This window comes from Gemmatimonas sp., from assembly GCF_041689975.1.
GTDB lineage: Bacteria > Gemmatimonadota > Gemmatimonadetes > Gemmatimonadales > Gemmatimonadaceae > Gemmatimonas.
In genome coordinates, this window is the sequence record NZ_JBDNFF010000156.1 from 1 (window position 1) to 15,105 (window position 15,105).

At 65.0% G+C, this 15,105-nt stretch carries 13 protein-coding genes and 1 pseudogene; 7 read left to right on the plus strand and 7 right to left on the minus strand.

Translation table 11 applies throughout. The features are described 5' to 3' along the window. A pseudogene (locus ACESNG_RS10270) lies at positions 1-340 on the plus strand (hypothetical protein); the annotation flags it as partial. A gap of 51 nt (positions 341-391) precedes the next feature. Here the strand turns inward: ACESNG_RS10270 and ACESNG_RS10275 are convergent. Both ACESNG_RS10275 and ACESNG_RS10280 read right to left on the minus strand, forming a co-directional pair. Beyond that, positions 392-5,032 carry a translocation/assembly module TamB domain-containing protein gene (locus ACESNG_RS10275; RefSeq protein WP_373068850.1) on the minus strand — a complete coding sequence of 1,547 codons (4,641 nt, stop codon included), beginning with the start codon at positions 5,030-5,032 and terminating at the stop codon, positions 392-394. Next, positions 5,032-7,275 carry an outer membrane protein assembly factor gene (locus ACESNG_RS10280; RefSeq protein WP_373068852.1) on the minus strand — a complete coding sequence of 748 codons (2,244 nt, stop codon included), beginning with the start codon at positions 7,273-7,275 and terminating at the stop codon, positions 5,032-5,034. Before ACESNG_RS10280 ends, ACESNG_RS10275 begins: the two co-directional genes overlap by 1 nt. Before the next feature lie 203 nt (positions 7,276-7,478). On the opposite strand from ACESNG_RS10280, the gene ACESNG_RS10285 reads away from it, so the two are divergent. Genes ACESNG_RS10285 through ACESNG_RS10305 form a run of 5 tightly spaced genes read left to right on the plus strand, consistent with a single transcriptional unit; the run spans position 7,479 to position 11,018 of the window. Beyond that, positions 7,479-8,093, plus strand: a complete 615-nt coding sequence (locus ACESNG_RS10285) for a hypothetical protein (RefSeq protein WP_373065085.1) — start codon at positions 7,479-7,481, stop codon at positions 8,091-8,093. Positions 8,094-8,117: 24 nt separating this feature from the next. Continuing rightward, a complete protein-coding gene (locus ACESNG_RS10290) occupies positions 8,118-8,648 on the plus strand; it encodes a hypothetical protein (RefSeq protein WP_373065084.1) in 531 nt (176 codons plus the stop codon). 39 nt (positions 8,649-8,687) lie between these two features. Next, positions 8,688-9,176 (plus strand): ubiquinol-cytochrome c reductase iron-sulfur subunit, encoded by a 489-nt coding sequence (locus ACESNG_RS10295; protein ID WP_373065082.1) that lies wholly within the window; start codon positions 8,688-8,690, stop codon positions 9,174-9,176. 38 nt (positions 9,177-9,214) lie between these two features. After that, positions 9,215-9,661 carry a ubiquinol-cytochrome c reductase iron-sulfur subunit gene (locus ACESNG_RS10300; protein ID WP_373065080.1) on the plus strand — a complete coding sequence of 149 codons (447 nt, stop codon included), beginning with the start codon at positions 9,215-9,217 and terminating at the stop codon, positions 9,659-9,661. Positions 9,662-9,665: 4 nt separating this feature from the next. Continuing rightward, on the plus strand, positions 9,666-11,018 hold the full coding sequence (locus ACESNG_RS10305) for a M20/M25/M40 family metallo-hydrolase (RefSeq protein WP_373065078.1): 1,353 nt from the start codon (positions 9,666-9,668) through the stop codon (positions 11,016-11,018). Here ACESNG_RS10305 and ACESNG_RS10310 read toward each other — a convergent pair. The 5 genes from ACESNG_RS10310 to ACESNG_RS10330 form a co-directional block, all read right to left on the minus strand. Then, positions 11,005-11,952, minus strand: coding sequence for a glutamate--tRNA ligase family protein (locus tag ACESNG_RS10310; protein ID WP_373065076.1), 948 nt, complete (start codon positions 11,950-11,952; stop codon positions 11,005-11,007). The two genes, ACESNG_RS10305 and ACESNG_RS10310, sit on opposite strands and share 14 nt — an antisense overlap. Before the next feature lie 3 nt (positions 11,953-11,955). Further along, positions 11,956-12,399: a type II secretion system major pseudopilin GspG gene (gene gspG / locus ACESNG_RS10315; RefSeq protein ID WP_373068854.1), complete on the minus strand. Its 444-nt coding sequence runs from the start codon at positions 12,397-12,399 to the stop codon at positions 11,956-11,958. Further along, a complete protein-coding gene (locus ACESNG_RS10320) occupies positions 12,399-12,830 on the minus strand; it encodes a hypothetical protein (RefSeq protein ID WP_373065072.1) in 432 nt (143 codons plus the stop codon). The genes gspG and ACESNG_RS10320 overlap by 1 nt, the downstream gene beginning before the upstream one ends. 581 nt (positions 12,831-13,411) lie before the next feature. After that, positions 13,412-13,669, minus strand: a complete 258-nt coding sequence (locus ACESNG_RS10325) for a hypothetical protein (RefSeq protein WP_373065070.1) — start codon at positions 13,667-13,669, stop codon at positions 13,412-13,414. 110 nt (positions 13,670-13,779) lie between these two features. After that, a complete protein-coding gene (locus tag ACESNG_RS10330; protein WP_373065068.1) occupies positions 13,780-14,259 on the minus strand; it encodes a TspO/MBR family protein in 480 nt (159 codons plus the stop codon). A gap of 134 nt (positions 14,260-14,393) precedes the next feature. On the opposite strand from ACESNG_RS10330, the gene ACESNG_RS10335 reads away from it, so the two are divergent. Beyond that, positions 14,394-15,105 (plus strand): DUF5117 domain-containing protein (locus ACESNG_RS10335; RefSeq protein WP_373068856.1); only part of this gene is annotated, 712 nt, incomplete at its 3' end.

The following is a 15,105-nucleotide window of genomic DNA, read 5'->3' on the forward strand; positions in this document are numbered from 1 at the left end:
GGAAGACCGGGCACGTGCCATTGCCGATCGCGTCATGCGCGAGCTGTTCAACTGGCCGATCGTGTTGCCCGGCGAGTTGGTGTATTTCGCCCGTACGGCTGCACTGATCGAGGGGGTCGGCGCGCGTTACGATCGCAACTTCAACAGCATCAAGGTGGCCTCGCCGGTGGTGTTGAAGATGCGCCGTGAAATATTGGCGGTGCTGCTCGGCGACGAAGGCACCCGCGAGCCCATCATCACCTTCGCGGCGACACTCGGCGCGCTGGCGGGTGGCGCCAGCGCGGTGATCGGTCGCGCCTGGCGACGTCTGCAACGCGACAATCTCCCGTCGGTTCGTTGATCCGGTGCCAGCTTCGCTATCGTAAGAAAGCGCTCCCGCACCGGGACCCTGCTAAAAGATCCATTCGCGGAACAGGTCGAAACCGAACTGCAGCCGCGGGAAGCCGTTGGTGCTGAGCTGGGTGCAGGGTGCCGAGCCGGGATCCATACCGACTTGTCCGGTGAGGCTTCGGCTGATGCGATATTCAGCGGCCAAGCCGATCCAGAGTGAGGAGCCTGTGGAGGCCGCCCCGCCCCGACAAACACCGGTGTTGGCGCGCAGAAATGTGCGCTCACCGATCTGCTTCCCGGCGCTGATGCTCAGGTTGTCCAACAGTCCCAATGCCGACAGATCCTGCTGCGATTGACCGCCGGCCGTGGTCACTTGAATGGTGTTGATGCCGGGAAAGAACTTTTGCAATGCCCCTTCCACGGCGCCACCGACCGTTGGCAACAGGACTCCGGTAACGGCCCGTACGGTGCTCTGGCCTGCCCCATCGAGCGCGAACGTCGGCGCTCCGAAGATCAACAGTGAGATAATTTCCGACTCGGGCGCGCTGGCATACAGCGGATCGCTGCTGGAGAGCGTCAGCACCGGTACATCGTAAGTACCGCCGATGTGCACGCGCACGGGAATTGCGCTGCCGCCCGCAACGCGCACGGTGTTCGTGGCGCTGATGTCGAGTGTCGGCGCAATCGCGCTACTGCCGAAGAAGCGCACACGTCCCGAATCCACGCTGAAGCTGCGGCTGACGACGCCGAGATCGAGTCGGTATTGCCCTCGGTTCGCATTGAGCTCACCCTCGAGGGCGAGCCGATCTCCGCTCATCGCAACCGAGAGCCCGCCAGAGACCTTCACCCGCGCCTCCGGTGTCTGCACCCATACCTCATTGCCAAGGTCGACGCGAGCATTCTCGACGTTCAGGAACGAGCCGAGTGCCGCCAGCGACTGGGCAGCCGTTTCCGCCACCGGCACTTCCTCTGCACCGAGCAACTCGCGCGCCGCTTCGGACGAGAGATCGAGCGCATTGCGAGCGCCGAGGGGATCGAACACGAGATTCGCCCGCGGCACGAGAATGGCGCCGCTGAGGGTCGGCCGTTTGAGCGGACCGACCAGCGTGACGTTGCCGCTGAGGTTGAGGTCTGTACCATCACGCTGGCGCGACAACGCGGCGTTGTTGGCGGAGACTTTGAGCGAGACCGTGGACGGCTCGCCGGCATGAAAATGCAGCGCACCCGACGCGCCGATCGTGTCGAACACCCCGCCGCTTCGAATGCGGAACGTCTCGAGAATGAGCGAATCCTCGGCCGCGCGTAGAACGATGCGACCGTCGACCGGCTCGACGTTGAGATCACGAACGAACGCGCCGATCCCTTCGGCCGTCAGGGAACCGCGAGCCACTGGGCGATCCATGTTCCCGCTCAGTGCCAGCTGCCCCGACACGCGACCACGGAGTCGCTGCACTCCGTCGAGGGAGAGCGGCAACCCATCGAGTCGCAGCGAGTCGGCGGTGATTTGAGCGTCCACCTGATCCGACAACATCCGCTTCTCGACCGAGGTGATAGCGAGATCGATGGGCAGGCGTGCCTCGGCTCGCAAGGCTCCCCCGAGCGAATCGGTGAGCACCGCTGAGGCCACGAGCTTGCGGTCGGCGTAGCGTCCGGTCGAATTGATCGACGGCAGTCGGATTCCATTGATCCCGAGCGAATCACCGCGCATGCTCCATGAGAGCAGCGGCAACGGCCGCGTGCCGGTGAGTTCTGCGGTGCCGCTCACTGTGCCGGCGAACGTGGGCGTGCCGGCAAGCAGCGCCGCGAGCTCACCCACCGGGAACTGCTCGAGCCGGACCGCGCCGGTGATGGCACTTGCGCTCGGTACATTGGCCACGGCACTCAGCACGCCCCCCACGTTCGAGCGCAGCTCAACGGGAAAGAGCTGAAAACCAGCGGAGTCCTGTTGCAGCGTGATCGGCTTCGCACTGCTCCACACCACCTCAGCGTACGAGAGGCGCAGCGAATCGAGCGCGACGGCGAATCGCGATGGCGCACGGGTGTACACCCCGCGCGCGAGCAAACGCGCTTCAGTCTGCGAGCTGACATCGAGCGCAAGCAAACCGCTGTCGGCATTGGCCTGCTCGACGCGGAAGCCCAAGGTCTGCAAACGAATGGCGCCGATACCATCGATGTCGTCGGCGGTGGCGGCGCCTTCGAACGCGGGGCGTGTGAAGACATGATCGGCCTTGGCGGATCCGACGACACGTCCCACGCGGATCGAACCAATCTGCATCGCCCGAGCGCCGAGGGCCGCTGTGGCCCCGGCATCGGTAAGACTGCCGTACAAGTAGCCGGACAGCGACAGATCTCCCTCGAGGGTATCTGTCGCGAGCTGTTGCAACGAGGTGGCGGTGCTGCTGTCCACTGATCGCATCATGGCCGCGAGACGACCGAGTTGTGCACGCACGGCACCGAGCGAATCGGCCCGTGCGGACAGCGTGAGCGTATCCACCTGGAGCGAGTCGCGCGCCAGCGCACCGCGTGCGTCGAAGGTGACACCGCCGATGTGCGCCGTGGCCGAATCGACCGTGAGACGCTCGGCACCCAGCGACGCACTGCCTGCCAGGTCAAAGGCTGGCCGGTCATCGGCGGCCAACTGTTCCCAGTCGGCCACCATGCTCCCTTCGATGAGTGAGAAGCTCGCATTGCCGGTGGCAGACACGCCGCGTACCGCGCGAGGGCCACGCGCCGAAAGCACCAGCGTGCCGTCTACGGCGGTGGACGGCACATCCGTGCGCCCGATCCACTGCCGCAGGTCGAATTGATTGAGCGCGCCGTTCGCGGTGAGCTGCCAGCTGGTGGCGGTGAGCGCCGCAGTACCCTGCATGAGCACCGCGCTGCCGGACACGTTCGTGTTGTTCCGGGCCACGACTCGACTGCCGTCGGACGCACGAAGCGCCGCTGTCCAGCGCATGGCGTCGGTACTACCGGTGATCGTAACCCGCCCCGAGAGGGCACCACGAATAGGTAGTGTCGTATCGATGCGGGCCAGCGCACGCATGGAAAGCGGGTCGAGCTGCAAGGCAGCGTTCACCAACGGCGCCTTCGCATTGGCGCCACCATACCGCGCCCGGAGATCGCCACGAATGACGGAGACGTTTCCGACGGCGTCGGTCCACGTGAGCCCGACGTTCGTGAGGTCCGCTGCGTCGAGGTCGGCGGAACGGATGACACCACGCGCTGTAAGGATGCCATCGATGGCCGGCACCGAAGGGATGAGCGCCGGTGAGAGGGCACGTACGGACCGCAGCTCTACCCGGGCGTCGTCGAGTGTCATGCCCCATGCACGCGGACGCGCACCGATCGCCACCATCCCGCGCAGCTTCGCGGTGGACACCGCGCCGCCGGACACGAGCGCGTCGGCGAAGCGCGCCTCGAGCAGATCCATCTTGAAGGCCGTGAGCGGACCGCCGTCACGCGCCACCAGCCTGCCGGTAAACGTACCGCGAATCTCGGGGGGCAGCGCGTCGTAGCTGACGCGACGCAGCAGATCGCTTTGCAGAGGCACAAACGCCAGGTCGACCCGTTGCAGCAGCATCTGTGCCGGCTCGAGCACGATGTCGATGCCGCCGGTGATGCGCGAAGCGCCGCTCTTCACGTCGAGTGCGGAGAGCGCGAACTCGACATCATCGGGGTTCACCAGGGTGCGCATGCGCACGGTTGCCGACCCGCGTCCGTCAGACGGTAACACATCCCAGATCCACTGGAGGTCGGTGAGCGCCGCGTTCGTCTTGATGACCACGTCGTAGCGCAGCGGTCCCGGGTTGTGCCAGTCGATCGAACCGACGGCGGTGCCGCTGGACGACGGCAGTCGCACATCGCCGAGGTCGAGTTGGAGCGAGTCGCCGGTCCAGCGAATTCCGCCGGCGGCGTGGGCGATGCGGATTGGTGGGTCGGATATCACACCGCTCAGGGTGTCGATCTGCATCGACGCCGGGCGTTTTTCGACGTCGACGACGATCACATCGTGCGCACGTACGCGTTCGAGCACCACCAGCCGACGCTCGAAGTAGGTGCCATTCGACGCGCGGACAATGTCATGCAGGCTATCCTTGACGGTAATCACGCTGTCCCGCGCCGTGCCGGTGAAAATCGGGTGCGGTGCCCACGGTGCGATCGTGCCGACACGTCCGCCATCCACGATCAGTGAATCGATGCGAATGTCATCGCCGAAGCCGGGCGTGGCGCGCGGAGTCTTCCTGGTGGTATCACCGGAAATGATGTACGCGATGTTCCACGGCCCCTTTTCGTCGCGCTCGAGATCGAGGCGGAGGCCACGCACGGCGAGGCGTCGGAGGTGGATCGCCTTGTCGAGCAGATCGCCAATCTCGATCGAGCCTTCAAGGTGCTGCGCCGTGACCACCGGCACGCCCGCCGTGTCGACCAGCGACACATTGTCGGCCACGATGTGCGTCAGACTGATCGAGCGCAGAATCCCGACGCGCAGCGTACCGCGGCCGCCGAACAACCCATTCGCACGGGAAATCATGGTGCTGAGCAGCCACCGGCGACCACTCTCGGTGTTGACGGCGAGGTGATACGTGATGCCCAATCCACCGATCGCACCGAGTATGATGCCAGTCGCCCACCAGAAGCGTCGTAAACGCGACGACATGCCGGGCGGTCCGCTTTTGGCATCGCGCGTATCGGGCGTGGTCATCAGAACGCCTGCCCCAGTCCGAAATGGAACGTGAGCCGCGAAAGCACACTGCGGCCGGCCGTTGGACGGTACGTGCTCGGGCAGTCGAAGATATCGACGGCGCGCGGATCGCTGATGTCACGTGGACTGGCGCAGAGAATTTCTCCCGTGGTGCCTTTGCTGTCGCCCGACGTGAAGAACAGCGCGCGTCCGGCGCGCGGCCCGTACGGTTGATAACCGACGTCGACACGAAACGGACCCAGAGGTGTTACCACGCGGAGGCCAAGGCCCGGCGTGGCGCGGAGGTTACCCCAGCGAAAGCCTTCGGACTGTGCTTCCCACACGTTGCCGGCATCCACGAAGGCTGCGAACTGCAGCTGTTCGGCGATGAAGCGGAAACCGCGTCGCCATTCGAGATTGGCGACCACCATCGCCGTCCCTCCGCGCGGTACGGCGCGCTCAAAGCGCGCGCCGTCTTTCACCACGACGACGCGTTGGCCGTTGGCGCCGACCGTATCGATGACGTTCTTACCGGACACGACATACACGAGCGGACCAAGCAGATTCTGCTGGTAGCCGCGCACGGAGTTCTGACCACCGGCAAAGATCCGTTCCTGCTGTGGGATCAGTGGCGAGCCGTCGACGAGTTCGGCGCCGGGCGCGAAAGCCCGCGACATCTGCACTCGCGTGCCGATCACGCCGCCGGCGAAGCGGAAGTACGTGGACGCCTCTCCCGTACCGCGATAGAACGTGAGTGACTTGACGAGCTGCGAGAAGGTTTCGCCGGCCCGGACGTCGCCACGCACGCGCCAACCGCGCGACGGATTGACCGCGTCGTTCGTACGGTCGTGCGAGGCACTGGTGCTGACGATGCCGATGCTGCGACCGAACAATGCGAGTGCAAAGTCCTCCGGGCGGCACTGTCCGAATCGCGCGCAGGAGACGGCGGGATCGGTGATCGTTCTACCGTTTTCGTACTGGAATCCAGCAGTGCCCGCAGTTCGGGCGGTGAACTGGCGGGAAGCTTCGACCAAGGCACCGATGCTGGTTTCGCGCAGATAGGCAAACGGCTCGCCACGACGCTCACTGTACACCGTGAACACCGGCTGAATGGGCCAGCCGAACAGGCGCGTATCGGAGAGCGTGGACCCCACGTAGTAGTTCAACTTTTCACTGAACGGATCGTCGCGGAGCGCGCCGGAGCAGAGCGCTGGCGCGAAATCGGCCGGGGCGCCGACGCCGATCTTGGAGGCGCGTGCCGACAGCTCAACCCGGCGGCCGACCCCGAGGAACCCGCGATCGGTAATACGCCCTTGCATACGAATGCAGTCTTGCGTCGCCCACCCCAGTCCCATCCGCGCCGCCCGCGTCCGGGCTTCAGCCACGGCGACGCGCAGATCGAGCACGCTATCGCGCGCATCGGTCATGGGCGTGAGCGTGTCGATCAATACCAGGCGGAAGGCCTCGGAGCGATAGAGGTCGCGCTGCGCATCGAGGATCGCACTGGCCTGAAAGCGATCGCCCGGGTAAATCGAGACCAGCCGCGCAACAGCGGCTGAGTCGATACGCGGCCTGCCCTCACGCAGCGGCTGCACTTCGATCTGGACGTTGCCGATCGAGATGACGCGGCCGGGGGCGAAGGTGAGCGTCAGCGTGGCCAGTGCCGCGGTGGTATCGATCGAGACCTCGCTTTGCGGTCGCGTGGCGCGCGCATAGCCCGCGTCGCGGAGGCGGGTGAGCACACGATCGATGGTGGAGTCGGTGCGCGTGCGGTCGAAGCGCTTGTTCTCGAGCGCACGGAGCGGTGCGTCGTACGGTCGCCCTCCCCCGGTCGGCTCAGGAATGCCCTGAATGAGGACAGTGTCGAGGACGGCCTCGGGACCGGGGTTGATCGCGAAGAGCACGCGCACGCCGTCTCGGCGGCGATCGATGGTCGGGATGACCGAGGCCTGAAACCAGCCGACTTGCCGATGCATCACGGCCAGCCGCAGCGCATCGCGCCGCAGTTCGAGGGAATCGAGGCAGGGTATGGAGCCTTTGCGGAACCAGCGCGTAACCAATCCCGGCTCGACCGTGACGATGCTGGCCGCCAGCGTGGTCGCATCGAAGCGTGGGCTTCCCGCAAACTTCACCGAACGCACCCGCTGCGCCTTGTCGCAGCGAGTCGTGCGCTGCGCATCCGCCCGCAACGGCCAGCAAACCGCAGCAAGTGCGATGATGGCGGAGAGGATCGAACCTGTCGGGAATATTTTAGGATGGCGCATGCGTCTGCAAAAGGTAATTCGGGGTCATCGCGCTGCCTCGTCGCCCGTCCCGGCGGACGAAAACGTGCGTTGCCGCACGAATTCGCCTCGCGAAGAATTCGGAGCGTCATCGCCCGCGTGTCTACCGTTCATGGACCGTTCATCGCCTCTGAAATAGATTCACCAATCGAGCTGTCCTTCCAGTCATCCATTGGAGTGCCTAGATGATCCCGATCACCGATGTCGCGGTTGGCTTTTTCATGGCCTGGCAGGCAGCCGTAACGCCAGAGTTGACGCCCCCTCCAGGTCTGTCGGACTCCCTGCCGCTGCCGGTTGCCGCGATGGTTCGGCAACCGGTTGGGTTAACTCTGCTCTCTGCGGATACCGTGCCACGGGTTCGCCGGAAAGCGATCGTGTACAGTGATGCGTACTCGACCCGGCTCCGAATCCACAAGATTCTCAGTTGGGGAATGATTCCGCTGTTCGCGGCGTCGTACTTCTCCGGCGACCAGCTCCTCGAGAAAGGCGCCGACGCTCCATCGTGGGCGCGCAACATGCACGCGCCCGCTGCCACGGGGAGCGCCATCCTGTTCGGCGCGAACACGGTGACCGGCGGCTGGAACCTCTGGGAAGGCCGAAAGGATCCCAACGGCCGGACCCGTCGCATCATCCATGGCGTGCTCCTCACCGCCGCCAGCGGTGGCTTCGCCTATGCCGGTACGAAGCTCGCGAACGACGCCGAGGAAAACCTCAATGCGCGTCGGAAACACCGGAATGTGACGCTCGGTTCGATGGGCGTCTCGACCGTGAGCTGGCTGATCATGCTGATCGGCAACTGACCCTTCTTTCGCCAATCGCCGCTGATGCTCGAAACGCTGACCACCCTGTTCCAACCCTGGTCGGAGCTATATGCCGACAGCGCATGGATCCCCACCGCGATTCTCGCCGTGCACGTGTTGGCGTTGTTCGCCGGCGGCGGCATTGCAATCGCGGCGGATCGACGCGTGCTGTTGGCCGCACCGGGCACGCGCGAGGCGTATCAGGCGGCCGCGGAAGACCTGCGCACCACGCACGCCATCGTGATCGGTGCGCTGGCCCTCATGGTTTTGAGCGGACTCGCGCTGGCGACGTCGGACATCGGGACCTTTGCCGTATCCAAGGTGTTCTGGGCCAAGATGGCCACGTTCGCGGTGCTGATCGCGAACGGCGCGTACATGCGACGTTCGGAGTCGCGTGTGCTGTCCGCAGCGACCGACGCGGGCGTGGTCATCGACAAGACCACGCAGTGGCCGAGCCCTCACCTGCCATGGGCGGTGCTCAAACGATCGGCGGCCGTCAGCCTGACCGCTTGGTTCGCCATGGTGCTGCTGGGCGTCGTCCTCTCCAATATCTGATTCCACTTCCCTGTCCTCTCTGCCCCGGATCTCCGTCGTATGAGTGATTCCTGCTCGCCGTGCTCAGATTGTTCGGAGCGCCGAGATTTTCTACGCACTGCGCTCACTGGCGCGGCGTCGATCGCGGCGCTCTCCGCGCTCGGTCCGGTCACCGCACTCGCGGCGTTGGCGCCGCGAGTGGGCGGTGGCTCGGTGCGCTACGCGCTGCCCGCCGTCGACGGCGTGTCGATCGACGGCGCGAACGAAGTGATCCTCTGTCGGTCCAATGGTGACGTCTTCGCCTTTGCCCTGTCCTGCCCGCACCAGAATACGGCGTTGAAGACGATGCCCAGGAACGCGGGCTTTCAATGCCCGCGCCACAAGTCGAAGTACTTGCCGAACGGCACGTTCGTGAGCGGTCGCGCCACGCGGAACATGGACCGTTTGCCGATCACGCGTGACGGCGCGCAGATCGTCGTGGACCCTGATATCGCGTTCGAAAGCGACGTCGACCCGGCGAAGTGGGCGGCAGCGCTCGTCAAAGTCTGAGCTATCACGGCCAGATTTCATTTTTTCAGAGAGTCGCTATGTCAGACTGCACGAATTGCCGGAGCAGCGACGTGAACCGCCGGGAGTTTCTGACTAAGAGCTCCGCACTGGCGATCACGGCGGTCCTGGCTGCCTGCGGCGACGGGATCGGTGGCGGTGCCACCGGTCCGTCCAACGTGAATGAGAGCGTCGTCCTGGCCGACTACACGGCCCTCGGCACCGTGGGGGGGATCGCGGTCGTGAGCGGTGCGGGGACGCCGATCGCGGTCGTTCGCACGGCCACCAGCCAGTACCGAGCCTTCTCGTTGATCTGCCCGCACGCCGGAACCACGGTCGCGATCAACGGGTCGGGCTTCCGCTGCCCGAACCATGGCGCCACGTTCAACGCGAGCGGCGCGTGGACCGGTGGCCAGCGAACCAGTGGTCTTTCCGAGTTCACCGTCGCGTTGAATTCGACCGCCGGCACGATCACGATTACCACCTGACGTCATGTCCCCTCTCGTTTCGCCTCGCAGCGCCGCCACCGCGATCCCGGCGCTGTTGTCGTTGCTGACGCTCGCGCTGGCTTCGCCCGCCGCTGGCCACGCGCAGCAGCCCAAGACCACCGCTAAGTCGGTCGCTAAGGTCGCCGCCAAGGCCAGCCCTACCGAAGCCGCGCTCGATCGTCTGGCCAAGCAGCCCGCCGTTGCCAAGGCGATGGCGGCGCTGCAGCGCGAGAACGAATGGACGCTGACCGAACAGGCCGCGCTCTGCGAAATCCCGGCGCCCCCGTTCAAAGAAGCCGCGCGCGCGGCGGCGTTCCGCGACAAGTTGGCGGCGCTCGGCGTGCAGAAGCTCCGCACCGATCGGGAAGGCAACGTGATCGGCGAGATCAAGGGCACAGGCCCGGGACCGACGCTGGTGTTGAGCGGGCACCTCGACACCGTGTTCCCCGAAGGCACGAACGTGAAGGTGAAGCGCGAGGGCACGAAGTTCACGGCCCCCGGAATCGGCGACGACTGTCGTGGATTGGCCGCAGTGCTGGCGACCACGCGGCAGATCATCGCCCAAAAGATCCCGTTCAACGGTCGTCTGCTGGTGATCGGCACGGTGGGCGAAGAGGGACCGGGTAACCTACGCGGAGTGCGCGCGCTCTTCAGCGGGCCACTGAAGGATTCGATCGACATGTTCATCTCGATCGACGGCACCGGCTTCGGCATCACGAACGGCGCGGTGGGGAGCAATCGCTATCGCGTGACGTACAAGGGCCCGGGGGGCCACAGTTACGGAGCATTCGGCATGCCGAATCCGATCCACGCCATGGGCCGTGCCATCGCGAAAATCGCCGAGCTCGAGGCGTCGACGAACCCGAAGGTCACGTTCAATGTGGGTCTCGTGTCGGGGGGCACGTCGGTGAATTCCATTTCCGCCGAAGGCGTGATGGACATCGACTTGCGCAGCGAGTCGGCGGCATCCTTGGCCGACATCGACGCACGATTACAGATCGCGTTACGGCAGGCACTCGCCGAAGAAAAAGCGCGCTGGCCCAAGTCCGCGGTGCCGCTGTCACTGGTAATCGACACGGCCGGACTGCGTCCGGCCGGGACGACGGCCGACACCACGTTCATCGTGCGCACATCGCTGGCCGCCGCGCGTACGATGAACATCTACGCGCCACTCACGATCTCGAGCACCGATGCCAACATCCCGATTTCCAAGGGCGTTGCCGCCGTAACGCTCGACGGCGGCGGCGTGGGTCGCGGTGCACACTCGCTCGACGAGTCGTACGACGATCGCACAGACGGCTACAAAGGCCCGCAGTGGATTCTGCTGGTCGTGATCGGTCTGCTCACCACCCGCTGATCGGGCTCACGTGCGCTTGGAAAAGCGTCGGCAGCTCGTCGATCGTGAGATCACGGGCTGCCGGTAGTAGTCCCGACAGGAAGGCGGCCTCTCCGAGCAGTGTCGCCGCGTGTACACCGGAGGCGCGGCGCTCCCGAATCGAGGTGTCGCGGTTCGCTTTGCTGAGTTTACTGCCGTCGGGATGCACGAGCAGTCGATGATGCCACCAGGCCATCGGGCGCTCGCGTCCGAACAGCGCCGCAAGCCGTAGCTGCCGGCCAGTGCTTTCAAGAAGGTCCTCGCCGCGAATCACGACATCGATGTCCTGCGCCATGTCATCGACGACGACGGCGAACTGATACGTCCACTGGCCATGCCGATCACGCACCAGCATGTCGCCGCACTGTTCCGCCGGAGACTGCTGCATGTGGCCGTGCCGTCCGTCGTCGAACGTCTCGACGCCCTCGGCCATGCGCACGCGACGCGCCAGTGATTTCGAGTCGGCGTGACGCGCCTCGAAGCAGGTGCCCGGATATCGGGGCTCCTCGCCGGTAGCACGACGCGCGAGCCGTGCGATGTCGCTACGTGTGCACGTGCACACGTACGTGAAGTTGCGCTCGGTCAGCATGGCGAGCGCCGCGGTGTAGCGCGCGTCATTGTCCGACTGTCGCTGCTGGTGCCGCGCGCGGTTTCGCGTCTCCTGAACAGTTCCCTCTCGAGTGGCGCGAAAGCTGTCGGTGCTGCCGATGTCCGGCACGAAGCCCAGCCAATCGAGATCGTCGAGCAGCGCGGCTTCGAAATCCGCACGGCAGCGCGTGCGATCGTGATCTTCGATGCGCAGCAGCACTTCACCGCCGAACGCGCTCGCCATTCCCCAGACGTGGATCGCGTTGACGACGTGACCGAGGTGCAGATACCCGGTCGGTGCCGGCGCGAAGCGGGTGCGCCAGGCCACCAACTACTTCCAGCTGGTGATGTCCGCGTTCTCGCCGTCACCACCGGGCTGACCATCGGCACCGTAGGTGAGCAGATCGTAACTGGCCGGATTCAGCTTGCCCGGCGCGACATACAGGTAAGAACGCCCCCATGGATCATCGGGCACCGGCTTGCGCAGGTACGGCTCGGTCCAGCCACTCGGCGGGTCGATCACCGGCTTCTGCCACAACGCAGAGAGCCCCTGCGTGGTGGTCGGATAGCGTCCGCTGTCGAGCCGGTAGGCATCGAGTGCGGTGCCAAAGCTCTCGATCTGCGCCTTGGCCGTCGCCACGCGGGCGTCGTTCACGCTGCGAAAAAGACTGGGCGCCACAAAGGTGGCGAGGACGGCGATCACGACGATCACCACCAGCACCTCGATCAGCGTGAAGGCACGCCGGGAGACCGAGACGGATCTCGAGGTCGCCATCACTCCCCGCGAATGCGCAATGAATCCGGTGCGAACAAGCGAGGATCGACCCAGCCCGTCACGTCGGGGGAACGCACCTGACGCCAGCCCGCCCGATCGGTGCCGAGCATCGCGCGCGACGCGGGCTTGATAACTCCCACCACTTCGCCGCCGCGACTCGCATCATTTCGAACGTTCACCCACGTGCGAGCCACGGCCGGCGTCCAAGTGATGCTGTCGGCCACGCCGGCCGACGTTGGCGGGAGGCTGTCGGCCAGCGGAATCGTGGCGGCCGTTGCAGAGAGCGCTACCAAGGCTGCAGCACTCGGCAACACCCGCTCGCTGGTTGCAACCCGATCGAACGCCACTGAGTCCCTGTTGAGCCGCTGCAGGAGATCCACACGCAGCGGGGATCCGTAACGCCACGCCGCGCCGGCGACTGTCACCGACAACAGTACGGCAGCAGCCGACCGCCATACGGTTGGTGACCGCCATAGCGCTTTTGGCAAAACGCCGCACCAGTGACAGGTGGCGTCGAAGCGATGCATGATTCCGCAGCCACGACAACGCAACAGCTTCACTCGATCACCGCGAGAACTCAGCAGGTTGAACGGGTGAGCACAGCGCGGACACTGCGAGGCAGCGACCAACGCCTTGGAACCACATGCGGTGCAGCGAAGATAGGCCATAGGATCGAGCGGCCGAAGGAGCGAGCCCTACTGTGAAAAACACGATACTGCGCGCGACACGTCAAGCGCGATGACGGCGGTGCGGCCATCCCAGTGACGGTTGGCAATCGTCTCCGCAACAGAAAATGAAGAATTGGACACCAAACCCATCCGCGCTACGTGACGGCGAGCAAACGGCGAAAGATTCTTCGGGATCGGCGCCGCAGACCGGGGCCGGATCATCCGACAGCCGATTGGCCAACTGCAGACGAGATAGTGATCTTTCATCAGACAGCCCAATCGCGTCACGCGCGGCGGCTGGGGGCTGCAGAGGCGAAATAAAAGACGGTCGTGCGCTTCATTGGCTACCTTGGCGTCGCTGGCGTCGCTGGCGTCTTGCTGCGCGCCGGGGGCGCGATGATCACCCGCGCCCTGTCATCCTCGTCGCCATCGTCCTCGGCGCGCGGATAAACGACAGCGCGATCATGACCAAACAGCGGCAGTGCGTCATGCGAGCTTCGCCGCGCCGAAACCGGTCGACGAACCCACCACACGAGTCCCCCGATCAGTCCGGAAAACATGAAGACGGTGAGTAGTGATGCGAAGACGAGGCCATAGGACATGTCGGTCAGCTAGCGCAACTTCCATTCCTTCAATCGCGCTCTGCGTGATATGCCGCACCGTCAACTGCGGCCAGGTCCGCGAGCCCGTCCGTGACGCGCTCGCGAATGACCTACAATAGCGTGGGATTCCGGCGCCAGACCGCAATTGTGAGCGTGGTAGCAAAGGTGACCCACATGAGGTACGGCACAAAGAGCACGCCGGCGATCACGTCGCGGCGCCAGAAAAGGACGAGCGTAATGGCGACCGACAGCCAGAGGCAGACGACTTCAATGGTCGAAACGAGTCCAGCGCGGCGGACAAAAAACAAGTAGCTGTACGCCATGTTGAAAACGAGCTGGACCGCGTACCATGAAAGCTCGACTTGGGCGCCGCCGAATCCCGCGTCGCGCCAAACGCGCCATGCCGCCGTACCCATGAGGATATAGAGGATGGTCCACGCGGGTCCGAAGAGCCAGCCAGGCGGAGCCCACCACGGTTTCTGGAGCCTGGAATAGAACTCGTTCGCCGATTTCGCGGTGACCGCCCCACTGATGGCAGCGAAACTGGTGCCCACGATCCACGCGAGCAAGCTCGGAATTGATTGCAGCATGAGTTAAAAATGGTTGAGTGGATCGGCAATCGCACCTAAGCCGCGTGGCATCACGCAGCGCTCCCAATGCGTATAGCGGGTGGCACTCTTGCCAGGCGCACTCGGCCCGCACTGTCCCCCGTACCGGATTCTTCATGTATCTCCTTCGCAATTTCCTCGCCCGCGTACTGTTGACGGCTGCCTACGTGACGGCTACGACCGTCACGGCGACGAGCGCCACCGCCCAGCAAACGCCGCCCACCGGCGGCGCCACACAGCCGCCGGCGGAGGGTGCCGCGGGCGCTGCCGCGCGACGCGGACCGCGTCCGTATGCGCAGATGATTCCGGCCAGAGCACAAACCGAACGCGGCGGTATCACTGTGCACCGCGTCGATGACCGCTACTTCTTCGAAGTGCCGGACTCGCTCGTCGGTCGCGACTTCCTGATGATAACGCGAGTGGCGGGAGTACCGGCCGGCGCCGGCGGATTCCAAAGCGCCGGCAGCTCGCTGAACGAGCGACTGATTCGCTGGGAGCGCGTGAGCGACCGTGTCCTCCTGAAGAGCATGAGCACGGCGGCCGTGGCCGACGATTCGTTGCCGATCGCGCGCAGCGTGGCGCAAAACAACTATGCAGCGATCATCGGCGCGTTTCCGATTGTCGCGTTCGGTCGCGACAGCGCGGCGTACGTGATCGACGTGACCGACTTCTTCGCGAACGACAATCCCGCGACCAGTGGCCTCGACGCGAATCAGCGTCGCGCGTACGGCGTGCGCCGGTATGATGCCGCACGCAGCTACATCAGTAGCGTGCGCAGCTTCCCGATCAACATCGAAGTCAGACAGGTCCAAACCTTCGACGCCGCCA

Coding starts and splice junctions, on each gene's coding strand:
- ACESNG_RS10280 (WP_373068852.1), bottom strand. CDS start 7,275: ATGCGCCATCCTAAAATATTCCCGACAGGTTCGATCCTCTCCGCCATC.
- ACESNG_RS10330 (WP_373065068.1), bottom strand. CDS start 14,259: ATGCTGCAATCAATTCCGAGCTTGCTCGCGTGGATCGTGGGCACCAGT.
- ACESNG_RS10305 (WP_373065078.1), top strand. CDS start 9,666: ATGTCCCCTCTCGTTTCGCCTCGCAGCGCCGCCACCGCGATCCCGGCG.
- ACESNG_RS10300 (WP_373065080.1), top strand. CDS start 9,215: ATGTCAGACTGCACGAATTGCCGGAGCAGCGACGTGAACCGCCGGGAG.
- gspG (WP_373068854.1), bottom strand. CDS start 12,399: ATGGCGACCTCGAGATCCGTCTCGGTCTCCCGGCGTGCCTTCACGCTG.
- ACESNG_RS10295 (WP_373065082.1), top strand. CDS start 8,688: ATGAGTGATTCCTGCTCGCCGTGCTCAGATTGTTCGGAGCGCCGAGAT.
- ACESNG_RS10275 (WP_373068850.1), bottom strand. CDS start 5,032: ATGACCACGCCCGATACGCGCGATGCCAAAAGCGGACCGCCCGGCATG.
- ACESNG_RS10290 (WP_373065084.1), top strand. CDS start 8,118: ATGCTCGAAACGCTGACCACCCTGTTCCAACCCTGGTCGGAGCTATAT.
- ACESNG_RS10325 (WP_373065070.1), bottom strand. CDS start 13,669: ATGTCCTATGGCCTCGTCTTCGCATCACTACTCACCGTCTTCATGTTT.
- ACESNG_RS10285 (WP_373065085.1), top strand. CDS start 7,479: ATGATCCCGATCACCGATGTCGCGGTTGGCTTTTTCATGGCCTGGCAG.